14 protein-coding genes and 2 pseudogenes are annotated in these 21,368 nt (G+C 61.1%); 5 read left to right on the plus strand and 11 right to left on the minus strand.

Translation table 11 applies throughout. The annotated features are described in order from the left end of the window. The first annotated feature begins 347 nt into the window (after positions 1-347). The 3 genes from ACVWY1_RS19995 (at position 348) to ACVWY1_RS20005 (ending at position 5,346) form a co-directional block, all read left to right on the plus strand. Positions 348-1,721, plus strand: a complete 1,374-nt coding sequence (locus ACVWY1_RS19995; protein ID WP_102684321.1) for a TolC family outer membrane protein — start codon at positions 348-350, stop codon at positions 1,719-1,721. A 77-nt stretch (positions 1,722-1,798) separates the two neighbouring features. Then, positions 1,799-3,934 carry a type I secretion system permease/ATPase gene (locus ACVWY1_RS20000; RefSeq protein WP_277505641.1) on the plus strand — a complete coding sequence of 712 codons (2,136 nt, stop codon included), beginning with the start codon at positions 1,799-1,801 and terminating at the stop codon, positions 3,932-3,934. 56 nt (positions 3,935-3,990) lie between these two features. Further along, complete coding sequence (locus ACVWY1_RS20005; protein ID WP_046854598.1) at positions 3,991-5,346, plus strand: HlyD family type I secretion periplasmic adaptor subunit; 1,356 nt, start codon at positions 3,991-3,993, stop codon at positions 5,344-5,346. 138 nt (positions 5,347-5,484) lie between these two features. Here the strand turns inward: ACVWY1_RS20005 and ACVWY1_RS20010 are convergent, their stop codons facing one another. The 4 genes and pseudogenes from ACVWY1_RS20010 to ACVWY1_RS20025 all read right to left on the minus strand — a co-directional run bounded on the left by ACVWY1_RS20010 (position 5,485) and on the right by ACVWY1_RS20025 (position 8,844). Beyond that, positions 5,485-6,084 (minus strand): tRNA-uridine aminocarboxypropyltransferase, encoded by a 600-nt coding sequence (locus tag ACVWY1_RS20010; protein WP_277505343.1) that lies wholly within the window; start codon positions 6,082-6,084, stop codon positions 5,485-5,487. A 160-nt stretch (positions 6,085-6,244) separates the two neighbouring features. Beyond that, positions 6,245-7,273, minus strand: coding sequence for a methyl-accepting chemotaxis protein (locus ACVWY1_RS20015; RefSeq protein ID WP_371918135.1), 1,029 nt, complete (start codon positions 7,271-7,273; stop codon positions 6,245-6,247). 228 nt (positions 7,274-7,501) lie between these two features. Further along, positions 7,502-7,852, minus strand: a pseudogene (locus ACVWY1_RS20020) (PAS domain-containing protein); the annotation flags it as partial. Between the two features lie 98 nt (positions 7,853-7,950). Further along, a complete protein-coding gene (locus tag ACVWY1_RS20025; protein WP_102684298.1) occupies positions 7,951-8,844 on the minus strand; it encodes a LysR family transcriptional regulator in 894 nt (297 codons plus the stop codon). A 224-nt stretch (positions 8,845-9,068) separates the two neighbouring features. Here ACVWY1_RS20025 and speB point away from each other — a divergent pair, with 224 nt between their 5' ends. Then, positions 9,069-10,019, plus strand: coding sequence for an agmatinase (speB, locus tag ACVWY1_RS20030; protein ID WP_046854594.1), 951 nt, complete (start codon positions 9,069-9,071; stop codon positions 10,017-10,019). A 202-nt stretch (positions 10,020-10,221) separates the two neighbouring features. Continuing rightward, positions 10,222-11,601 (plus strand): sodium:solute symporter, encoded by a 1,380-nt coding sequence (locus tag ACVWY1_RS20035; RefSeq protein WP_046854592.1) that lies wholly within the window; start codon positions 10,222-10,224, stop codon positions 11,599-11,601. A 179-nt stretch (positions 11,602-11,780) separates the two neighbouring features. Here ACVWY1_RS20035 and ACVWY1_RS20040 read toward each other — a convergent pair whose 3' ends face one another. The 7 genes and pseudogenes from ACVWY1_RS20040 to ACVWY1_RS20070 all read right to left on the minus strand — a co-directional run bounded on the left by ACVWY1_RS20040 (position 11,781) and on the right by ACVWY1_RS20070 (position 21,356). Then, positions 11,781-14,156, minus strand: a complete 2,376-nt coding sequence (locus ACVWY1_RS20040) for an ATP-binding protein (protein WP_457378675.1) — start codon at positions 14,154-14,156, stop codon at positions 11,781-11,783. Continuing rightward, a complete protein-coding gene (locus ACVWY1_RS20045) occupies positions 14,153-14,845 on the minus strand; it encodes a response regulator (protein ID WP_430944482.1) in 693 nt (230 codons plus the stop codon). The genes ACVWY1_RS20040 and ACVWY1_RS20045 overlap by 4 nt, the downstream gene beginning before the upstream one ends. A 129-nt stretch (positions 14,846-14,974) precedes the next feature. Further along, positions 14,975-16,126: an SDR family oxidoreductase gene (locus tag ACVWY1_RS20050; RefSeq protein WP_457378676.1), complete on the minus strand. Its 1,152-nt coding sequence runs from the start codon at positions 16,124-16,126 to the stop codon at positions 14,975-14,977. 40 nt (positions 16,127-16,166) lie between these two features. After that, complete coding sequence (locus ACVWY1_RS20055; protein ID WP_457378687.1) at positions 16,167-17,609, minus strand: YadA family autotransporter adhesin; 1,443 nt, start codon at positions 17,607-17,609, stop codon at positions 16,167-16,169. Between the two features lie 302 nt (positions 17,610-17,911). After that, positions 17,912-18,205 (minus strand): annotated as a pseudogene (locus tag ACVWY1_RS20060) (hypothetical protein); the annotation flags it as partial. 302 nt (positions 18,206-18,507) lie between these two features. Further along, positions 18,508-20,016: a M81 family metallopeptidase gene (locus tag ACVWY1_RS20065; protein WP_457378677.1), complete on the minus strand. Its 1,509-nt coding sequence runs from the start codon at positions 20,014-20,016 to the stop codon at positions 18,508-18,510. After that, positions 20,016-21,356, minus strand: a complete 1,341-nt coding sequence (locus ACVWY1_RS20070; RefSeq protein ID WP_430944485.1) for an MFS transporter — start codon at positions 21,354-21,356, stop codon at positions 20,016-20,018. The genes ACVWY1_RS20065 and ACVWY1_RS20070 overlap by 1 nt, the downstream gene beginning before the upstream one ends. Positions 21,357-21,368: the final 12 nt, after the last annotated feature.

The raw sequence follows: 21,368 nt of genomic DNA on the forward strand, positions 1-21,368 counted from the left end.
TAGTGAACAGGGCGAATGGCCATTATTCAGTGCCATTTTTTTGTCGCCAAATTCCGCTTTCGCCTTCCTCCCCTGTCTCCTTAGCTGCAAAAAATCTGGAACTTTCACCAAGGCCCGAAAATCGCCTGTCCCAGCCAATTCCCGTAACCACCTGAATGAAACAATGTCCCGGATTCCTTAGACCGCATAAGTTTTTTTTCGCATATATCTTATGAAAAAATCTTCTTAGCTCGCCCGACAAATGTTCTTAGCTCTGTTGTTACAAACCTGAAACGGTTTGATTCTAATTTTTCGTCATTTTTTTGGCGAATAGCAGGACATTATTCAAGACCAGGGAGATGTACCCCATGCGCGCTTTAACCCCCATCACCAGTGCGATTTTGTTGGCCATGGCGTGTGCCAACAGTCAGGCGATGTCGATTACCGAGGCTGTCCAGAACGCCGTGGACCAGCATCCCGAGATCAGCGCCAGCCGCAACAGCAGGCTGTCGGCCGACGAGGATGTGAAGTTCGCCCGCGGGGGGTACTACCCAACCGTCGATCTGGTCGCAGGCTACGGCCGGCAACGTTCGGACAACACCAACACCCGCGGCTTCAACCCGGACGGCACGCGTAACCACAACAAGGAAACGCTCAACTACACCCAATCCGAGCTGCGTCTGCGGCAGATGCTGTTCGACGGCTTCAATACCTCCAACGAGGTCGCCCGCACCGAAGCGGTGGCCACCTCGCGTGCCTACTACACCCAGGCCACCGCCGAGAGCATCGCCCTGCGTGCCATCGAGGTCTACCTCGAGGTACTCAAGCGCCGTGAACTGGTAACCCTGGCCAAGAACAACCTGCAGGCCCACCTGCGGGTCAACGACCAGATCGGCCTGCGCAGCGAACGCGGCGTGGGCAGCACCGCCGACCTCGACCAGTCCCGCGCCCGTCGCGCCCTGGCCGAAAACAACCTGGACACCGCCGAGGTCGACCTGGCCGACGCCGAGGCCAACTTCTACAGCGTAGTCGGGCGCCTCCCCGATGAACTGGAAACACCCGTCACAATCAAGGGCGAAGTGCCGGGCGACCTGCTCAATGCCCGCCAGGGCATGCTGGAGAACAACCCCTACCTCAAGTCGGCGCAGGCTGATGTGCGCTCCGCCGAGCAGCAGTACGAAGTGGCCAAGTCGCCCTTCTACCCACGCCTGGACGCGGTGCTGGCCACCGGTGCCAACAACAACCTCGGCGGCCAGAAAGGGCATGACAACAATGACTGGCAGGCCGGCGTCGAGCTCAGCTACAACCTGTTCCGCGGTGGCAGCGACAAGGCCCGCCTGCAGTCGGACGCGCACAAGATCAACCAGGCGATGGACATCCGCAACAATGCCCTGCGCGAGCTGAACGAAAACCTCAGCCTGGCCTGGAACGCGATGAACAATGCCCGCAAGCAGACCCCGAGCGCCCGCGAGTACGCCGAGACCACCCAGCGCGTGCGCGCCGCCTACCAGGACCAGTTCGGCCTGGGCCAGCGCACCCTGCTCGACGTGCTCGACAGCGAGAACGAGCTGTACAACGCCAACCGTCGCTACACCGAGGTGCGCTATACCGAAGAGTTCTCCATGTACCGGGTACTGGCGACCATGGGCGAGCTGCTGAGCAAGCAGCGTATCTCGCTGCCGCCGGAAGCCATCGCCAAGACCGAAGTGCGCAACGAGGCGAAATTGCCTGACATGCGTTAGGTTCTGACGAGACAAGGGATTTTTCGCCAGCGCCCATTTCCCGTCCACCGCGGCAGGAGTAGGCCATCGTGACCAGTATGCAAAGCGCGCAACCGCGCCTGGATGTTGATGATCCGTTGCTCGATGGCCTGCTGATCCTGTGCAAGCTGCATGGCTGCACGGCCAGCCGTGCCAGCCTGTGCAGTGGCCTGCCGCTGGCCGAGCAACGCCTGGCCCTGGGCCTGCTGCCCCGCGCCGCCGCGCGCGCCGGGTTGCAGGCTCGCGTGCTGCGGCGTGACCTGGACGCCATTTCCCCACTCAACCTGCCGGTGCTGCTGATCCTCGATGACGGCCGCAGCGCCGTGCTGCAACGGTGGGGTGAAAACGGCCGGGCATTGCTGCTGCCATGCGAGGCCGAAGGCGGTGAGCAGTGGGTCGAGCGCGAAGCCCTGGCCGAGGCCTACAGCGGCCAGGCCCTGTTCGCCCGCCCACGGCATACCCTGGAGGACGTGCGCGCGCCGCTCATCCCGCGGGTCAACGCCTGGTTCCGCGACACCCTGCGCCACTCCCGCTGGCTGTACAGTGATGCCCTGCTGGCCAGCCTGCTGATCAACCTGCTGGGCCTGATGGTGCCGCTGTTCGTCATGCAGACCTACGACCGCGTGGTCCCCAACCAGGCGCTGTCCACCCTTTGGGTGCTGGTCGCCGGCCTGTTCATCGGTACCGCCTTCGAACTGGTGCTGCGCATGGTCCGTGCCCACCTGCTGGACCAGGCCGGCAAGAAGACCGACCTGATTCTCTCCGCCACCTTGTTTGAACGCATCACCGGCATGAGCATGAAGGCGCGCCCGGCCACCATCGGTGGCTTCGCCCAGAGCATCCATGACTTCCAGGGGCTACGCGAATTCCTCACCGCAGTGACCCTGACCAGCATCATCGACCTGCCGTTCGTGGCCCTGATGCTGCTGGTGATCGGCCTGCTCGGGGGCTGGCTGGTGGTGATCCCGCTGATCGCCTTCCCGCTGGCGGTAGGCCTGGCGCTGTTCATCCAGGTGCGCCTGCGTGACACCGTGCAAAAAAGCCTGAGCCTCGGCGCAGTGCGCCAGGCGCTGCTGATCGAGACCCTCGGCGGCCTGGAAACCCTCAAGGCCTGCGGCGCTGAAAGCGAACGCCAGTACCAGTGGGAACACACCAACGGCGCCATCGCCCGCCTCGACGCCCATGCCCGCAACCTCTCGTCGCTGGCCAGCAACGGCACCCTGTTCATCCAGCAGTTCTGCGGCATGGCGACGATCGTCGCCGGGGTGTACAGCATCATCGCCGGCAACCTCAGTGTCGGCGCGCTGGTGGCCAGCTACATGCTCGGCAGCCGGGTGCTCGCCCCGCTCGGCCAGATCGCCGGGCTGATCACCCGCTACCAGCAGGCCCAGCTGACCATGCGCAGCACCGATGCCCTGATGAGCCTGCCCCAGGAGCGCGAGGCCGAGCACCAGGCGCTGGAACACACCGCGCTGCAAGGTGGCATCACCATCAACCACGCCACCTTCCGCTATGCCGGGCAAACGGCGCCAGCCCTCAACGACGTGAGCGCCACCCTCAAGCCGGGCGAACGCATCGGTATCATCGGCCGCAGCGGCTCGGGCAAGAGCACCCTCGCCCGGCTGTTGATGGGCTTCCATCACCCCGACGAAGGCCAGGTGCTGCTGGACAACCTCGACCTGCGCCAACTGGATATCAGCGACCTGCGCAGCCAGCTCGGCTACGTGGCACACGACCTGCCGCTGCTGGCCGGCAGCCTGCGCGACAACCTAACCCTCGGCGCACGGCACGTCAGCGACGCGCGCATGCTCGAGGTGGCCGAACTGACCGGCGTCAGCGAGCTGGCCCGCCAACACCCGCAAGGCTTCGACCGCCCGGTGGGCGAGCGCGGCCAGCTGCTCTCCGGCGGCCAGCGCCAGGCCGTGCTGCTGGCCCGGGCCCTGCTGCTGGAGCCGCCGATCCTGATACTCGACGAGCCCACCAGCCACATGGACAACAGCAGCGAGGAACAGCTGCGCCAGCGCCTGCTGAACTGGGTGCCCGGCAAGACCCTGCTGCTGGTCACCCACCGTACCTCGATGCTCAGCCTGGTGGACCGGCTGCTGGTGCTGGACAACGGCAAGATCGTTGCCGACGGGCCGAAGGATGCGGTCATCGACGCGCTGCGCAAGGGCCGTATCGGCGCGGCGCTGTGAACCAACACTCTTGAATCCCTGTGGGAGCGGGCCCCGGCCTGCATCGGAGGTAGAACATGCCCATCAGCCACAGCGTGCGCAGCTACCTCCAGGGCGGCGACAGCCGCGCCGAACGCGACTATATGCCAGAGCTGGCCGGCGCCACCCTGCAGGAATCCCCCAGCCTGTCACGGCTGACCGTGTGGCTGGCGGCGATCCTGCTGCTGGTGGCACTGGTCTGGGCCAACTTCGCGGTGCTCGACGAAGTTACCGTCGGCGAAGGCAAGGCCATTCCGTCGAGCAAGGTGCAGGTGGTGCAGAACCTCGAAGGCGGCATCGTCACCGAGATCTTCGTGCGAGAGGGGCAGATGGTCGACAAGGGCGCCACCCTCCTGCGCCTGGATGACACGCGCTTCAAGTCGAACAAGGGTGAAAGCGAAGCCGACCGTTACGCCCTCAGCGCGCAGGTGGAACGCCTGTCGGCCGAGTCCGAAGGCCGCCCCTTCGTGCTGTCGAGCGAAGTCCGCGCCAAGGCGCCGCAGGTGGCCGAGGACGAGGCCGCGCTGTACGAATCACGACAGCGCCGCCTGACCAGCGAGAAGCAGACCCTCAATGAACAGCTGCGGCAGAAGACTCAGGAGCTGGCCGAGTTCCGTTCCAAGGTCGACCAGTACCGCTCGGCGGTGGGCTTGTTGCAGCAGGAGCTGGACATGTCCTCGCCGCTGGTGAGCAAGGGCGCCATCTCCCCGGTGGAGATCCTGCGCCTCAAGCAGCGCAGCGTCGAGGCGCGCGGCCAGTTGAACGCGACCAACCTGGCCATACCCCGCGCCGAGGCGGCGATCGCCGAGATCCGCAGCAAGATCCAGGAATCGGACGCAAGCTTTCGCTCCGACGCCGCCAAGGAACTCAACGACAAGCGCACCGAACTGTCGAAGATCACCGCCACCAGCATCGCCATCGACGACCGGGTCAACCGCACCACCGTGGTGTCGCCGGTGCGCGGCATCGTCAAGCTGCTCAAGGTCAACACCATCGGCGGCGTGGTGCAGCCCGGCAGCGACCTGGTGGAGATCGTGCCGATCGAGGACAACCTGCTGATCGAGGCCAAGGTACGGCCGCAAGATGTGGCGTTCCTGCATCCTGGACAAACCGCGATGGTCAAGTTCAGCGCCTACGACTACACCATCTATGGCGGGCTCAAGGCCAAGCTGGAACTGATCGGCGCGGACACCGTCACCGACGACAAGGGCAATGCGTTCTACCTGATCCAGGTGCGCACCGACAAGAACCATCTGGGTGGCGACAACAAGCCGCTGCTGATCATCCCGGGGATGGTCGCCACGGTGGACATCATCACCGGGCAGAAGAGCGTGCTGGACTATCTGTTGAAGCCGGTGATGAAGGCCCGGACCGAGGCCTTGCGCGAGCGGTAACTTCACGTCATAGCAGGGACTTCTGTAGGAGCGGCTTCAGCCGCGATGCCGGCGACGCGGTGCCTGGAACCCGCTTCGCGGGTGATCGCGGCTAAAGCCGCTCCTACAGAGGTCTACCCAAAGCAATGCGTCATTAGCTCAGTCCTGCCCATGATTCCGTTGAAACGTCTCGGCGCCCATGGCTGCGATCTGCCCGTCGATCAAGGCCTCGAACGGGCGCAACAACGCATCGAAGCCAGCAGGTGCTTCCAGCACGTTCAGCGCCTGCACGATCGCCTCGAGGGTGGATACGGCGCCTGGCTCAGGTGCCTTGCGCAACCGGTAGCGCGAAGGCAGGACCGCGCCCAGCGTCACCCGTGGCAACGCTTCCAGCTGCGGGTTCAGGTAGAGCATCTTGCGTGCCTTGCGCCAGGTACCGTCAGGTACGATCAGCAGCAACGGCAGATCATCACCCTGCCCGTATGCCTGCAAGACCTCTGCCTCATCACCTGGGAACAACAGGACCGGGCGATAACCCGGTGTCGCCGGCAAGGTCTCCAGGTCATCGAACACCTCGCCGATCCGCAACTCTGCATTCACTAACCCAAGGGCCGCCAGGCGAGCCGTGTTCAGGGCGTGGGCGGTTTCACTGGGGTGTTGCAGCACGACCACGCGGGTACGGCTGTCCAGGTGCGGGATCAGTGCGCAAAGGCAATGGGCGAGCGGGCGCTGGCAGCGCTCGCAGCGGGGTCTGGGCATGGGAGTCTCCGTTGGCGGAGGGATTTTGCCACAGGCTGGAAATTTGGGCCCGCTTTGCGGGCCTTTCGCCGGCAAGCCGGCTCCCACACCGACCGCGCGAACCTCAAGCCTTGCGCTGTCCCTGTAGGAGCCGGCTTGCCAGTGATGAAGGCAACGCACGTCACCGGTTGAACCGCTCCGCCAGGCTGTGCAGGTACTCCGCCATGCGCTCAAGGTCCTGGCTGATTTCGGCGCCCTGCTTGGCCTGCCCCGCGCTCTCGTCGCACAAATGAGCGATGCGTACGATCTGCTGGTTGATGTCCTCGGCCACATGGCTCTGCTGCTCGGATGCCGTGGCCATCTGCTGGCTCATGCCGGTGATGCGGCTGATCGCCTGGGCGATACCCGACAACGCCTCCTGCACCGCCTCGACGCTGTGCACACTGTCGCTGGAGATCTGCTGCCCGCGGCTGGCGCTGGCCACCGCGCGGTCGGCACCGGAACGCAGGGTGGAGATGATGTGGTGGATCTCCTCGGTCGAGGCGCGGGTGCGCTGCGCCAGCGACCGCACCTCGTCGGCCACCACGGCGAAGCCCCGGCCCTGCTCGCCGGCCCGCGCCGCCTCGATGGCAGCATTGAGCGCCAGCAGGTTGGTCTGCTCGGCAATCGAGGTGATCACGTCCACCACGCTGCCAATGGACTGGGTCTGCTCGGCCAGGGCGTTGACCGCCTGGCCGATGTCGCTGACCGCCTCGTTCATGCTGCCCATGGCGCGCAGGCTCTGCTGCGCCAGGTCGCTGCCCTGCTGGGCCAGCTGGTCGGCGTCGCTGGCGGCGTGGGCGGTGGTCTGCACGTTATGGGTCACCTGCTGGATGGTCGCCGCCATCTGCGCGATGGCGGTGGCCGACTGATCGGTCTCGCTGCGCTGGCGGTCGAGCATCCGCGCCTGGGCATCGGACAGCCCGGCGGACTGCGCGGCCCGTGACTTGACCCCGACACCGGCATCCACCAGGCGGGTCAACGCGGTCTGCAGGCGCGCCTCTTCGCTGATGATGGCCAGATCGAGCTGGCCCTGCAGGCCGGGGTTGTCACTGTAGGTCAGGGCCACCAGCGGGCTGGTGAAGGCCTTGGGGTGCTCTTCGAGGGTGCGACGGATCGACTGGTTCTGCCGGTGCTCGACCACGTACCAGGCCGCCAGCAGGCTGGCCATCAGCACCCCCAGCGCCGCGTAGGGCGGCAAACACAGGTAGGCGGCGGCCGAGAGCAGGCCCGCGCCGATCAATGGCCAGCCGTGGCCGATCCCGTGTCCCAGGCGCGCCGCCAGGGGTACCGGCGAACGCCCCGCGCGCAGACGGGCATACAGCTGCTCCGCCCGGCGGATCTGCTCTCGACTCGGCACTGAGCGCACCGATTCGTAGCCACTGATGCGGCCGTTCTCGTACACCGCCGTGACGTAGGCGCTGACCCAGTAGAAATCGCCGTTCTTGGCGCGGTTCTTGACCACGCCCATCCAGGGCTTGCCTTGCTTGATGGTGTCCCACATATGCCCGAAGACCGCTGGCGGCATGTCGGGATGACGCACCAGGTTGTGCGGCTGGCCGACCAGTTCGTCGTAGGTGAAGCCGCTGATGGCCACGAATGCGTCGTTGCAATAGGTAATGCGACTGTTCAGGTCGGTGGTGGAGATCAGCCGCTGGTCTTGGGGAAAGGTTCTTTCGTGCTCGGTGACGGGCAAATTCATGCGCATCGTTGGCGATCCCTTGCTTATCCAGATGAGTGGGAAAATCATCAAAGCAAGTAGATATTTAGCAGAAGGCCAGCACGCCAGCGGTCAAGTTTTGTAGGAAATTCGCTCGACCTGACCGAGCGGATTGAACAACGCCTGCTTCAGCCCACGTTGAGCTGGCTTTTGAGCAGGTCGCGAAACGTCTGGATCAACGGTTCCCGGCTGCGCCCACGACGAATGATCAGGGAAAACGGCGCCTGGTAACCGAAGGTGGCCGGCGACAAGACGCGCAGGTCGCCCTTGTCGACCCAGGCCTGGGCATAGTGCTCGGGCAGGTAGCCGATGTAGGCGCCGGAGAGAATCAGAATCAGTTGTGCCTCCATGCTCTCCACGGTAGCGGCGCTGTGCTTGAAACCATGCCGGGCCAGCTCGGCCTGGCTCCAGTAGCCACGCCCGACCATGCGCTGCTGGGTGACCACCGGTTCGGGGATGCGTCGCTCGGCGAACAGCGGGTGGCGGCTGCTGCAATACAGCCAGTGCTGCTCGCGGTACAACGGCTGGTAGAGCAGCCCGCTCATACGCGAGGAAAACGCGCCGATGGCCAGGTCCAGACGATTGTCCTGCACGCCGAGCTGCAATTCATAGGGACTGGACACCGACAGGTGCAGGTGCACCGCCGGGTGTTCCTGGCTGTAGGCGCCGATGGCCTCGGCCAGCGGCAGGGCGCTGTCGCCAACGGTGGAATCGATCACCCCCAGGTTCAGGGTGCCGCGCAGTTCGCCCTTGAGCGCGGCGGCGTACTGCTCGAAGCCGTCCAGCTCGCCCAGCAGGCGCAGGGTCTCCTGATGGAACAACTCGCCCTTGCTGGTCAGGCTGAAGCCGCCCCGGCCACGGTGACAGAGCACGATCCCGAGGGCGCCTTCAAGCTGGCTCATGTAGGTACTGATCGCCGAGGTCGACAGGTTGAGGTCTCGCTGGGCGTTGGCGAACCCCTGGTGGCGCACCACGCTGGCGAAGATGCGCAGCAGTTTCAGGTCGGGCAGCGATGAGGCCATGGCGCAGGCTCCGCAGGGTGGAAATCGCCAGAGTCTAACCCGCTTGCCGGCCGATAGTTCAGAGAATCCTGAAGTAAGTATTTGTCGGTAGCGATTCTTCCCGGCCACTACCTTGCGCAGACTGCGGCGAAATGTCCCTGCCCGCCAGCATGACCAGATGATCCAGGCGCGCGGCGGCACAGGTTCGAACAAACAGAACAATCGACCGACTGATGAGGCCCACCGTGGACAAGATTCTCCACCAACCACTGGGCGGCAACGAAATGCCGCGTTTCGGCGGCATCGCCACCATGCTTCGCCTGCCCCACCTGCAAAGCGCCGAAGGCCTGGACGCCGCGTTCATCGGCGTGCCGCTGGACATCGGCACCTCGCTGCGTTCCGGCACCCGCTTCGGCCCGCGGCAGATCCGCGCCGAGTCGGTGATGATCCGCCCCTACAACATGGCCACTGGCGCCGCCCCGTTCGACTCGCTGTCGGTGGCCGACATCGGTGACGTGGCGATCAACACCTTCAATCTGCTCGACGCCGTGCGCATCATCGAAGAGGCCTACGACGAGATCGTCGAGCACAATGTCATCCCGCTGACCCTGGGCGGCGACCACACCATCACCCTGCCGATCCTGCGTGCCCTGCACAAGAAGCACGGCAAGATCGGCCTGGTCCACATCGATGCCCACGCCGACGTCAACGACCACATGTTCGGCGAGAAAATCGCCCACGGCACCACCTTCCGCCGCGCCGTGGAAGAGGGGCTGCTCGATTGCGACCGCGTGGTGCAGATCGGCCTGCGCGCCCAAGGCTACACCGCCGACGATTTCAACTGGAGCCGCCGCCAGGGCTTTCGCGTGGTGCAGGCCGAGGAGTGCTGGCACAAGTCACTGGCGCCGCTGATGGCCGAAGTACGCGAGAAAGTCGGTGGCGGCCCGGTGTACCTGTCGTTCGACATCGACGGCATCGACCCGGCCTGGGCGCCCGGCACCGGCACCCCGGAGATCGGCGGCTTGACCACCATCCAGGCGATGGAGATCATCCGCGGCTGCCACGGCCTGGACCTGATCGGCTGCGACCTGGTCGAGGTTTCCCCACCCTATGACACCACCGGCAACACCTCGTTGCTGGGCGCCAACCTGCTGTTCGAAATGCTCTGCGTGCTGCCGGGCGTGGTGCGCCGCTGAGATACCCCATCGCTGGCAAGCCGGCTTCCTGTGGGAACTGGCTTGCAGCGATGAAGACGTCACGACACCAGCAGTGAAACACCCCGGCAGGAGCCATTCGGGAGGGCCATAGAGGCCCGCCAACACAAGACAGAACCGCCGGGCGCCTTGCACCGTCCGGACGGCCGATCTCGCCATAATAAAGATAATCGGGAGACCCCCAATGGCCTTGGACATCATCGTTGTACTGATCTATGCCGCCGGCATGCTCGCGCTTGGCTGGTACGGCATGCGGCGCGCGAAGACCCACGAAGACTATCTGGTGGCCGGGCGCAACCTCGGCCCGACCCTGTACATGGGCACCATGGCCACCACCGTGCTGGGCGGCGCCTCCACCGTCGGCACCGTGCGCCTGGGCTATGTGCACGGCATCTCCGGCTTCTGGCTGTGCGCCGCCCTGGGCCTGGGGATCATCGCGCTCAACCTGTTCCTGGCCAAGCCGCTGCTGCGCCTGAAGATCTTCACCGTGACCCAGGTGCTGGAGCGCCGCTACAACCCGATGGCCCGCCAGGCCAGCGCGGCGATCATGCTCGCCTACGCGCTGATGATCGCGGTGACCTCGACCCTGGCCATGGGCACCGTGCTGCAGGTACTGCTCGACGTTCCCTTCTGGATGGCCCTGCTGTTCGGCGGCGGTGTGGTGGTGGTGTACTCGACCATCGGCGGCATGTGGTCGCTGACCCTGACCGACATCGTCCAGTTCGTGATCAAGACCGTGGGCCTGATGTTCATCCTGCTGCCGGTGTGCCTGTACAAGGCCGGCGGCTGGGACGCCCTGGTGGCCAAGCTGCCGGCGGCCAGCTTCAGCTGGACCACCATCGGCTGGGATACCATCATCACCTACTTCCTGATCTACTTCTTCGGCATCCTGATCGGCCAGGACATCTGGCAGCGGGTATTCACCGCCCGTGACGAGAAGGTCTGCCAGCGCGCCGGCACCACCGCCGGTGTCTACTGCGTACTGTACGGCCTGGCCTGCGCGCTGATCGGCATGGCCGCCCACGTGCTGATGCCGGACCTGGCCAACCCGAACAACGCCTTCGCCGAGATGATCAAGGGCCAGCTGCCCGAGGGCATCCGTGGCCTGCTGATGGCCGCCGCCCTGGCCGCGATGATGTCCACCGCCAGCGCGGGCCTGCTGGCCGCCTCGACCACCCTGACCGAAGACCTGCTGCCGAAACTGCGCGGCGGCAAGCAGTCGAGCCTGGGTATCAACCGCCTGTTCACCCTGTTGACCGGCCTGGTGGTGCTGGGGATCGCCCTGGCGGTGAATGACGTGATCAGCGCCCTGACCCTGGCCTACAACCTGCTGGTGGGCGGCATGCTGATCCCGCTGATGGGTGCGATCTTCTGGAAGCGCGCGACCACCGCCGGCGCCATCGCCAGCATGACGCTGGGCTTCGCCACCGCCTTGTTCTTCATGTTCAAGGACGGCCTGGACGCCAACTCGCCGATCTACTACAGCCTGGCCATCGGCCTGGCGAGCTTCGTGCTGGTCAGCCTGGCGTCACGCAAGCCGGTGGCAACGGTGAACCTGGCCTGACACCTGGAACCTCATCGCCGGCGGTGCGGCCCCTTTTCGTACGGGCCGCCTACCGGCGAATGGCCCACAGGCGACCCTTCATCTTATATAACGAATCGATCTAAAAACTCTCGCATCCTGCCCCGGTCACTACCTAAGTGCCCACTTTCGCGGCACACCCTCCCCAACGGCAAAACCGGTTAATGTTTGGACGGTGCCTGCGCACAAATGCTCTGTGCCAAGTTCTCCCTCAACTGCAACAGCCAGGCGTGAGCCTGAACGAAATCCTCCACCAGCAACTGAGCCTGAAGGTCTTTCAGGCACAGGATCAGGCTGGAGTATCCCATCACCGCACAGGCGCCTAGTAACCGATGGGCGATAAAAAGCGCCGTTTCCTTGTCGCGGTGTTCGATGGCACCACCGAGGGCATCGGTATCGACCCACAGCGATTCGATGGCCGCTTCCAGGCTGCTAATGGACAACGATTCCTGCGCCGCTTCGATAAGGGGCATGTCAGCCCAGAGCTGCAGCGTGTCGCGCAGCTTGCCCAGCCTGATCGGCTTGCTCAGTACCCCGTTCATGCCGGCATCGAAACAGGCAATCGTATGTTCGGCATCGTTCTGTGCCGACAACGCGACGATCGGCGTCGGCGCCACCCCCCGCACGATCTCGGTTTGCCGCCAACGCCCCGCTACTTCATAGCCAGTAGTGTCCGGCAGGTGGCAATCGAGCAGGACGATGTCGTAGCGGTTCTGCTCCAGCGCCAGCAGGGCGTCAGCGCCGGTCGCCCTCAGGGTCGACTGGCACCCCAGCACTTCCAATTGGGCTTGCAGCACGATCTGGTTGGCAGGCGTATCCTCCACCAGCAACACGCGAAGCACATGCTCTACCGGGCGTACCTCTATTGCACGTGGGTCCGCTAATGTGTGGGGCGCGCGCCGAGTGCGAGGCCCATGACTCTTGCACACAAGCTTCACCGTTACCTGCGTGCCATTGCCTGGCTCACTGTCCAGCTGAATCGACCCGCCCATGAGTTCGCATAACTGGCGGCAGATCAACAACCCCAGCCCCGTACCGCCGTAGCGGTGGGTCGCCTGCTCATTGGCTTGCGCGTAGGGTTGGAACAGTTTTTCCAGGTTCTTGGGATCTATACCAACTCCGGTATCGCTAACCTTTATCTGCAACTCGCCAACGCCTGTCGAAGCGGCATCTGCGTTCAGGCCCACACTCACGGTCACCCCGCCCACGGAGGTGAACTTGATTGCATTGCTGATCAGGTTCTGCAGAATCTGCTCCAGGCGCAGCCTGTCCAGCATCAGCAGTTGCTCGATGGGAGAAGCCTGTACAAGTTCCAGGGTCAGCCCCTGCTCGCAGGCCTTGATGGCGAGCCGGTCGATGATAGAGCCCATCAGTTCGACAACATCCGTGGGCACACAGTCGAGTTGCAACCGCCCCGCCTCCAGCTTCGACACATCCAGCACATTGTTGAGCAGGTACAGCAGGTTTTCAGACCCACCTCTGGCCAAGTCCAGCAAGTGACGCGACTCCCGCGACAGCTCATCGTCTCGCCCCAGTAACTCGATGGCTGCAATGATTGCATTCATGGGCGTGCGTATCTCATGGCTCAGCACGGCGATAAACATGCTTTTCTCACTTTCGCTGCGAATGGCCAGCAAGCGTTCCTTTCGGGCATGCCACGCAAAAAAGACGACCAACAACAGGCTGATGACAACCAGCGCAATGACCGTCCCGTAGTAACTTAGCATCACCCTCAAGGTCGGCGCACCGTAGGTGGCATCGTCGAAACTGTGCTCCTCGATCTCATAGGCGTGTTCTGCTGTGATCGCAGCGAGCGCCTTGTCCACAATACCGTGCAATATCATTAGGTCGCGCCTGACGCCCATCCTCAGCTCGACGGAAAGGCTGGCGATGCCACCAGACACCTGCAGCAGCCCGTCGTACTTCCTACGCAGGTAAGGCAGCATCGTCTGCCCTGCACCCAGTGCAACATCGGCACGCCCTTCGATCACTGCGATCAAGGCATCCTCAGGCGTTCGGGCGCCCAGCAGCTTGATCTTGGGGTAACGCGCCCGCAGCTTGGCTTCGTATTCCCCCCCACCCTTGATCGCGACGACCTGCCCTTCCAATTGCTTCACATCGAAGATCATCGGATTGTCTTCACGTGCAAAGATGAAGCTGTTGCCGATGTAGTAGGTGCGGGTCTGCGTAATCAGGTCTGCGAACGCGGGCTGCGCAAAGCCACGCACCAGCGAAAGCACCATGTCTACTTCATGGCGCTGGAGCATGCCAGCCACGGCATTTAAGTCCGCACCGAAAACAGGCTCGAAACGCAGCCCCGTACTTTGCGCAATGACAGTAAGAAACTCGGCGGAAAGCCCCTTGAGCTTATCGTTCTCGAAGTACTCGATCGGCATCCAGTTGCGGTCGGCCGCCACCCTGACAACCGGGTTCATCTGAATCCAGGCGCGCTCTTCTGCAGTCAGTACCAGTTGGGCCAACGCCGGTTCAGCCCAGGTCAACAGAGCGAAAAAGCCGAGCAGTACCAGTACTCTCAAAAGCCCCTCAATTGATGCTTGAGCTTGAACAGCTCGGCATCTGACATCACGCCAAGTTTGCGAAAGGCCGCCCACTTCTGTGTGCTAATGGTTTTTTCGCTGCGTTCAAATTTTTTAGCGATTTCGCGAACGCTCAACCCTTCCAGGAAACAGCGAATGACTTCGCTTTCCTTGGCGGACAGCCGCACACCTTCCAGCCTGACCGAACTGCATTCCGTGGCCTGTACCGAGGGTTGCCTTATCGGTGAATCGACACTCGCTTGTGCCAAGCGGAAGGTCATGTCGGTGTCGAGGTAGGTCTTGCCCCGGCTCGCACTGCGGATTGCAGTGACCACCTGCCCCAGATCCTGGTTCTTGCTGACAAACCCCCGCGCCCCCACCCGCAATACCAGGTTTACAATCGATAACTCATGGTGCGAAGAAAACACCACGATCGCGCAGGTGGGGAACTTGGCCATGAGCCCGCGTATCAGCGAAACCCCATCCACTTCGTCAGGGCCAAGCGAGTAGTCGACCAGCAGCACATCGGCAGGGGCACCGCGCAAACCTGCGATCATCGAGCAGCTGGACGCGTAGCTTCCCACCACGTGGATATCCGCTTCCTCGGCCAGACGCGCGAGCACGCCGCAACGTACCACGGCATGATCGTCCAGCACGGCAACACGAATGGTGGCCAATGAACTGCCCATGTTGACTCCATTGAGAGCAAAAACTACGAGACACCCAGATGATTTAAAAGTCGAGCTGCAAGCTTGGGCCGTGGCCTTTGCACGGGCATTTGGCTCCAGCGCATATGACAGTAACGCGCCATCCCCCTGTCACTTGAAGTCCCATTGCATCTGTTCAGTGATTGGCACCCCCTTGGACGACTCTACGCACACGTCTATGTAGTCGGTAAAGCAGGGGGGCGCCGTGAAACCTTCATCGAGCAGTCGACTGTTGTCGAACACATAACCGAGCGTGGCAAAACGGCTGTACCGGCGTAAAGCGCACAAGATCCTGCGCGCATTACTTGGCCCGAACATTGATTTCAAGCTGCCCGCCAAGGCGTGCAGATCGTCAACCGGCCGTTGCCGGCAGCGTTCGCCTGCCGGCTCAGTGCCACAAACCAAAGCGAACGCCCGATCGATATCGGCGAAGGCACAGGTACCATCTATACCTGCACAGATGTGATAAAGGTCGTGGGCCAAGTGCGGCCTGATCGCCAAGGCGATCAGCACCTCGGCACAATAGTCGACCGGAATCACATCGAGCTTCTGGTCGCGCTCACAGGTGAAGCACTCCAGCATGAAGGCCATTCGGTATAGCCAGAAAAGGCTTCCCGAGGCCTGACACCCCAATCGGCGGTGCCCTACAACCATTGACGGGCGCGCAGTGAGCAACGGCAGCCCGGGCAACGCCTTGCGCATGCGCCGCTCAACCTCGGCCTTGGCAGCCAGGGAGGGCGCCAACTGCCGCTGAGCATCGGGAAAATGCCAAGATTCGCTGACAGGTGATGCACAGCCAAAGCCGCAGCTCATAGCCGCCCCTACATGCACAAAGCGCTTCAGGCGCAATGAGTTACTCATGACTTCGGCGAAGGCGAAGGTACCCTCAACGTTGACCGGCCACAGGCTTGGGCTCTTTGAAAGCGACGACACAGCAGCACAATGGATAACCCGGTCAACCTTCATCAGCCTAGGCATCGTGCACTCAAGCCACGATCGGTCGAGCAAATCACCACAGATGATCTGAGCTGGACTGAGCGCTCGGCAGCTCCCTCCATCGAGGCCATGCAGGTAAAGGTTGGCAAGCAAGCGCTGCAGCCCTTGCTCAGGGGTGGCGGCACGCACCAGGAAACACAACTGACTGCCGCAGCCCTCGGCAATCAACTGGGCCGCCACCGCACCGCCGATGAAGCCTGTGGCACCGGTGATCAGAAGACATTCCCCAACCGCTAGCCCCCTGTTCGACTTACCGTATACCTGCATGCTCGTCCAACGCTCGCCTTTGAAGAGTGAGTCGAATGCACTACCACTGATAACCGACACCCACCGCCGCGCCAGCATCGTTGCGGGTATTGGTTGTACCCATGAAGTTGCCAGACCAACGACCGCTGTTCGACACGTACGAGACACCGACCGCCAGCGCTGACTCACCGCGGTAGTTACCCATTGCCACCGACGTCATGCTGCTGCCGGCGACCAGGGAGCGCGGTAGGCTGGCCATGGCCATGGCACCGGCGATACCTGCACTAAGGGTGTTGTCCTGCTCCTTCAGGTCATGGTGGATCTGTGCAAAGCGCTGGTCGGTATAGGCGTGCGCCTGCTGGGTGGCCGACGCCGTGGCACCTGCCAACTGCGACACACTCACCGCATCCGTACCCCGAGTGCCCGCAGCCACGTGGGTGATCTGCCTCTCGCTCCCGGCATGTCCCACCGCAACAGTGTTGTTGCGCTCGGCAACGGAGCCCGCGCCCAGCGCAACGCTGTTATCGGCCACGGCCACCGCGCCGCGCCCTACCGCACTGGCTTTGCTGCCCTCGGCGTGGGCCTGGGCGCCCATCGCCACACTGCCCTCACCCACCGCACGGGCACCGCCACCACCGGCCACGGCGTCACTGCCGGAGGCCTGGGGCTTGCTGAGCGTGCTCTTGGCATCAGTCTGGTAGGCTTTGCCGACCCCTTTGCGCAGCTCTGCGACCTCGGCGCCTACTTTGCCCGCTGTGCGCGCCGCATCGGCAGCAACGCCCTCCACTGCCTGGATGGATTCGCGCACGGCGACCACATTCGAATCGGTATGCGCCCTGGCAGCTGCTATGTCATTACCTGTACGCGTGGCGAGTTCACTGAACTGCGCATCCAGTTGGCCAATACGCCCGTTTGAAGAAGACAGCTGGCTGCCATTGACCGCGTCTGTACTGTCAGCCGTCAACGCGCCCGCTTGTACATTCGCAAGCCGGGTAGCTTCGCCGCCGGGGTTCAGGGTTAACTGGGCCTTGCTGCCTGGGTTGTCGTACTTGACCGCTGCGTTGGCCGTGTTCTTGATACTTTCCCCCAAGCCATCCACGGCGCCAGCTACACTATTACTGCTGCCAGGTATCGCATGGATATTGCCTGCTGAATCAACCTGCGTAATGCCAAATACTGGCAGCTCAAAGTTTGTGTTACTCGTAGTACTCGGATCAATCTTGACCTTACCCCCTCCGCCAAGTGCGTTAGCAAGATGATCGAATCCAGCGTCAGTTGCGTCCAAACGCGCGTCTATACTAGCCATCACGAAATTTACGTGCGGCGCCATAAAACTTTCCCACGTCTTACTAATCTGGAAAAGCTCCTCTTCAAATTGGTTAACCATTTTGGTATAGAGGCGCTCTTCTAGCTCTGTTTCTCCTGCCGCGGCAGCTACTTGTGAACTACCGGCAGCAGTCAATAATACAGCAAATACACTTCCAGCCCCGCGCCGCTTAGACACAACGGCCAATGCCTCTAACCTTGACAGCATAACTCACCCTCCCTCTTGACACGAAATCGCCGTAGCCATGCAAGGCCGAACGACGTGCTACGCACCAAAAAATCACTCAGTTGAAATATAGATTCAGCTTGCCGCCTCAAACGCGCCGCAGAGCTAAAACGTGAGTGCAATAATCTAGGTGAAGTCTTGCTAGAGATATCGGAACTTCCCTAAAAATCAATGATTGCTGACTGATAGAGATCATCGCTGTTCTGAGCATGCATTTTCGCCTGGTTTTTCACAGGCCATAGCACGTTCTGACTTTACCTGCCATAAACTGCCACAGAGGTAGCGGTACGACTGCTAGACTCCGTCTGAAAAAGCCGTCGCATACACCGCATGACACAAACCAGCGAGACGATGGCAGCATAACTTTTTGTGAGCTTGTCGACGCGACTGACGATTCGGCGGCTCCCTTTTATCCAGCCGAGCATACGCTCGATGATGCTGCGCTGTTGATATTTGGGGCGAACAAACATCCTCGGCAAGCCAAGCTTAGGTTTGCGTTTAATTGAGCGAAGCGGGATGACCGGCTGTATTCGATATCCGTCGACGTGTACGCTCTGTCCAATCACGGACCTCGACACCACCAGCGATATGTTTCTGCTATTTTTTTGCAACGTGATTTGCGAGCTTGGTCGGGTCATATGTTGAAGCGACGCCAACATCTCCTGGAATCCCCGTAGCCTCCACTTATCCACCTTTCCCGATCACACTTACTGGAAAATCAAAGCGATCGGCTACGCGCAGAAAGCCACTAGTGGCTTTCTGGCGTTAAGCCTGTCAGCGCGCGCCAGTACGTCCTTTGAAAGCTCAGATTTACCCACGCGGGAGACATCAGGCAGGGCATGCAGTTTTCTCAAAACCTATAAGGCCCATCTAGTTCTTGAAGGGGCCAGAATGGGCCTCGCAAGCGGCTACGAGGGAAGCTCGTGATGTTCGCTGTGCTCAATCCTACGCTGTCGACCGTGATAATCTGCTCCGCCATACCGTTGAAGTAGGCTCGGAAATGGTTAGCCCCCTTGATTGCAATGATTTTGTGTCCGCTAACGTCCAAACCATGCAGCGCAAACGGCTCCGTGTCATAGATCTGCTCTGCGCGTGAAGCGACGATGACATCAATTCCCTGGATGATCAGTCGACACATCGCGCCCAGATCGAATTTCACCCCCGCAAACATAGCGCCTGGCCGATTGGCAAAGCGTCCATCGGTAATGGATTTGACGTATGCATCAACTTCGATAGGGCTTCCCTGTAATTCACCCTGTTTACCACCGAGAGAGACACGGATGGTTGCGCCTACACCTGCATGCTGCGCTTGACGGACAACCGCTGCATCATTAATAGCGGCGAAACAGCACTCCCCAGGTGGAGGGTTCGCGTCAAGCAACGCCCTCAAGAGATGCGTGCCATCACCCGGTGTGCCGCCCCCAGGATTATCGGCGTATTCGTTGATCACGATCGGCTTGCCAGCATGCTCAAGCGCCATGGCCACACCCTTTTCAGGGGACGGGTACTCAGGCCTGAACGTTTCTCGGTTGGCCCAGATCCACTCGGCTACTTTATCGACACAACGCTGAGCTAACTGCTCATCACCGTTGGTGGTACAGATCACGGTTGGGCACGGTGCTGCAATGTCGGCATAAGGAAAACCGTGGAACCATGAACAGTCAACGACTCCTGACTGCTCCATCAAACGCCGACAAAGCTCATTTACCTGAAACGGTGTGTATCCCTCTTGTGTAGCGACGATATAGGGAAGCATGGGCAAACGGCGAATGACACTAACCGGCTTAAGCTCATCATCGAGCATGCGCAGGATCAACTCCACTGCCTCGACGCCACGATCACGAAAATCAGTGTGCGGATACAAACGGCATGGTAGGGAAATATCGCAGGTCTCTTGCATCTGTATAGTGACGTTTCCATGCAGGTCATACACCGCAGCGATAGGCACGTTCTGCCCCACAAGGTCACGTACAGCCTGGGCAATGTCCCCTTCGATGTCTTCAACCCCCTCCGCTACCCCTGCGCCATGTAGCGCCAACAACACACCATCAATTGGCAGGACGCGCTGAATCTCGCTCACGATCGCCTGCTTCATTGCGGCATAAGCGTTTGTAGAGATGGTACCCGACGGGGTCGCCTGCCCCAGGTAGCACGGTTCAAGGCATGCGCCAAGCTTGCTGGCACCTTCAATGAAGCCACCAACCTGGTGGTTTGCACCAGCAAATGCCTCAACAATCTCCTGCCCTTGATATTGCTCGAAGCTTTTCAGCTCTGTAGCACCTGTAACGCTGGTGGTGTAGGTATTAGTTTCATGGATGATCCCGGCGACTGCCAATCGGATCGGTGCTTTCTTATTCATCAATCTGCCTCCGCGACAGAATTTGAACGGCCATGATTACTAAACCTTTTATTACTAAGCGTAAGCGAAATAATCGCGCCGATAATCAGGGCAATTGCAACCAGGTAAACAGCAGGAGTAGTGCTCTGATAGGTATCACGGATCCAACCGATCATATAAGGCGAAACGAAGCCACCCAAGTTAGCCAAGCTGTTAATCACACCAATGCAAGCAGCTGCCGTCGCCCCCCCAAGAAACGCGGTAGGCAATGTCCACATTATTGGAGAAAAGCTGATGATCCCTCCTGCAGCAATGGACAGGCAGATCACTGCCAAGACCAAATTCTGCCCTGCAAACGTACTGCCAATAAGCCCAAGTGCACCAACCAGCATCACCCCAGCCAGATGCCAGCGTCGTTCCCCGTGCTTGTCGGAGCTACGCCCTACCAGCACCATGGTAATTATTGCTACAAAATAGGGAATTGCGCTGAGCACTCCGATTTCAGTGGCGCCCGTCGCACCGGCATCACGGATCAAGGTCGGCAGATAGAAGCCCAGTGTGTACAGCGCCATCATGGCTGCAAAGGTCATCAGAATGATGCGGATGATTCGAGTGTCCCGCAGCACCTGCATGAAAGTCATGTGCTCTTTACCCCGATCATCCTGAGCCAAATCATGCTCAATCAGGCTCCTCTCTTCTGCACTGAGCCACTTCGCATCTTGAACCCGGTTCGACAAAATCAACAAAACACCGATGGCCAGCGGCAGAGTTGGCAAAGCCTCAATCACGAACATCCACTGCCAACCAGGATGACCACCCATCATGTGGAAGTGCTCCATGATCCAACCGGACAGAGGACTACCGACCAGACCCGCAACTGGAATACCTGCTTGAAAAATCGCCGTCATTTTTCCCCGTCGATGGTTGGGAAACCAGTAGGTCAGGAACAGAATTACCCCTGGATAGAAACCGGCCTCAGCCACGCCGAGAAGAAATCGGAGGGTGTAAAAATGCCAAGGCTCACTTACGAACGCCATCATTCCGGACAGGATGCCCCAGGTTATCATGATCCGCGCGATCCATATGCGAGCGCCCACCCTGTGCAGAATCAAATTACTCGGAACCTCAAACATAAGATAACCGATAAAAAACAGGCCTGCTCCTAAACCGTAAGCGGCTTCGCTAAACTGTAGATCCGCCTGCATGTTTAGCTTTGCAATACCGATGTTAATTCGATCCAGATAGGCGATCACATAACATAGCATGAGAAACGGGATAAAACGCAACGCCACTTTGCGATAGGTCTTATCCGCAAAGCTTTTAGCGGCTTGATCGCTGATGGCGCATGATGAGTGTTCCATGAGACTGCTCCT

This window comes from Pseudomonas sp. TE6288 (assembly GCF_054062095.1).

Excerpts from the sequence above, each read along its gene's own strand:
- ACVWY1_RS20035 (WP_046854592.1), top strand. The coding sequence starts at position 10,222 with ATGGCCTTGGACATCATCGTTGTACTGATCTATGCCGCCGGCATGCTC.
- ACVWY1_RS20065 (WP_457378677.1), bottom strand. The coding sequence starts at position 20,016 with ATGAATAAGAAAGCACCGATCCGATTGGCAGTCGCCGGGATCATCCAT.
- ACVWY1_RS19995 (WP_102684321.1), top strand. The coding sequence starts at position 348 with ATGCGCGCTTTAACCCCCATCACCAGTGCGATTTTGTTGGCCATGGCG.
- ACVWY1_RS20005 (WP_046854598.1), top strand. The coding sequence starts at position 3,991 with ATGCCCATCAGCCACAGCGTGCGCAGCTACCTCCAGGGCGGCGACAGC.
- ACVWY1_RS20045 (WP_430944482.1), bottom strand. The coding sequence starts at position 14,845 with ATGGGCAGTTCATTGGCCACCATTCGTGTTGCCGTGCTGGACGATCAT.
- ACVWY1_RS20050 (WP_457378676.1), bottom strand. The coding sequence starts at position 16,126 with ATGCAGGTATACGGTAAGTCGAACAGGGGGCTAGCGGTTGGGGAATGT.
- ACVWY1_RS20015 (WP_371918135.1), bottom strand. The coding sequence starts at position 7,273 with ATGGCCAGCCTGCTGGCGGCCTGGTACGTGGTCGAGCACCGGCAGAAC.
- ACVWY1_RS20025 (WP_102684298.1), bottom strand. The coding sequence starts at position 8,844 with ATGGCCTCATCGCTGCCCGACCTGAAACTGCTGCGCATCTTCGCCAGC.
- ACVWY1_RS20000 (WP_277505641.1), top strand. The coding sequence starts at position 1,799 with ATGCAAAGCGCGCAACCGCGCCTGGATGTTGATGATCCGTTGCTCGAT.
- ACVWY1_RS20070 (WP_430944485.1), bottom strand. The coding sequence starts at position 21,356 with ATGGAACACTCATCATGCGCCATCAGCGATCAAGCCGCTAAAAGCTTT.
- ACVWY1_RS20010 (WP_277505343.1), bottom strand. The coding sequence starts at position 6,084 with ATGCCCAGACCCCGCTGCGAGCGCTGCCAGCGCCCGCTCGCCCATTGC.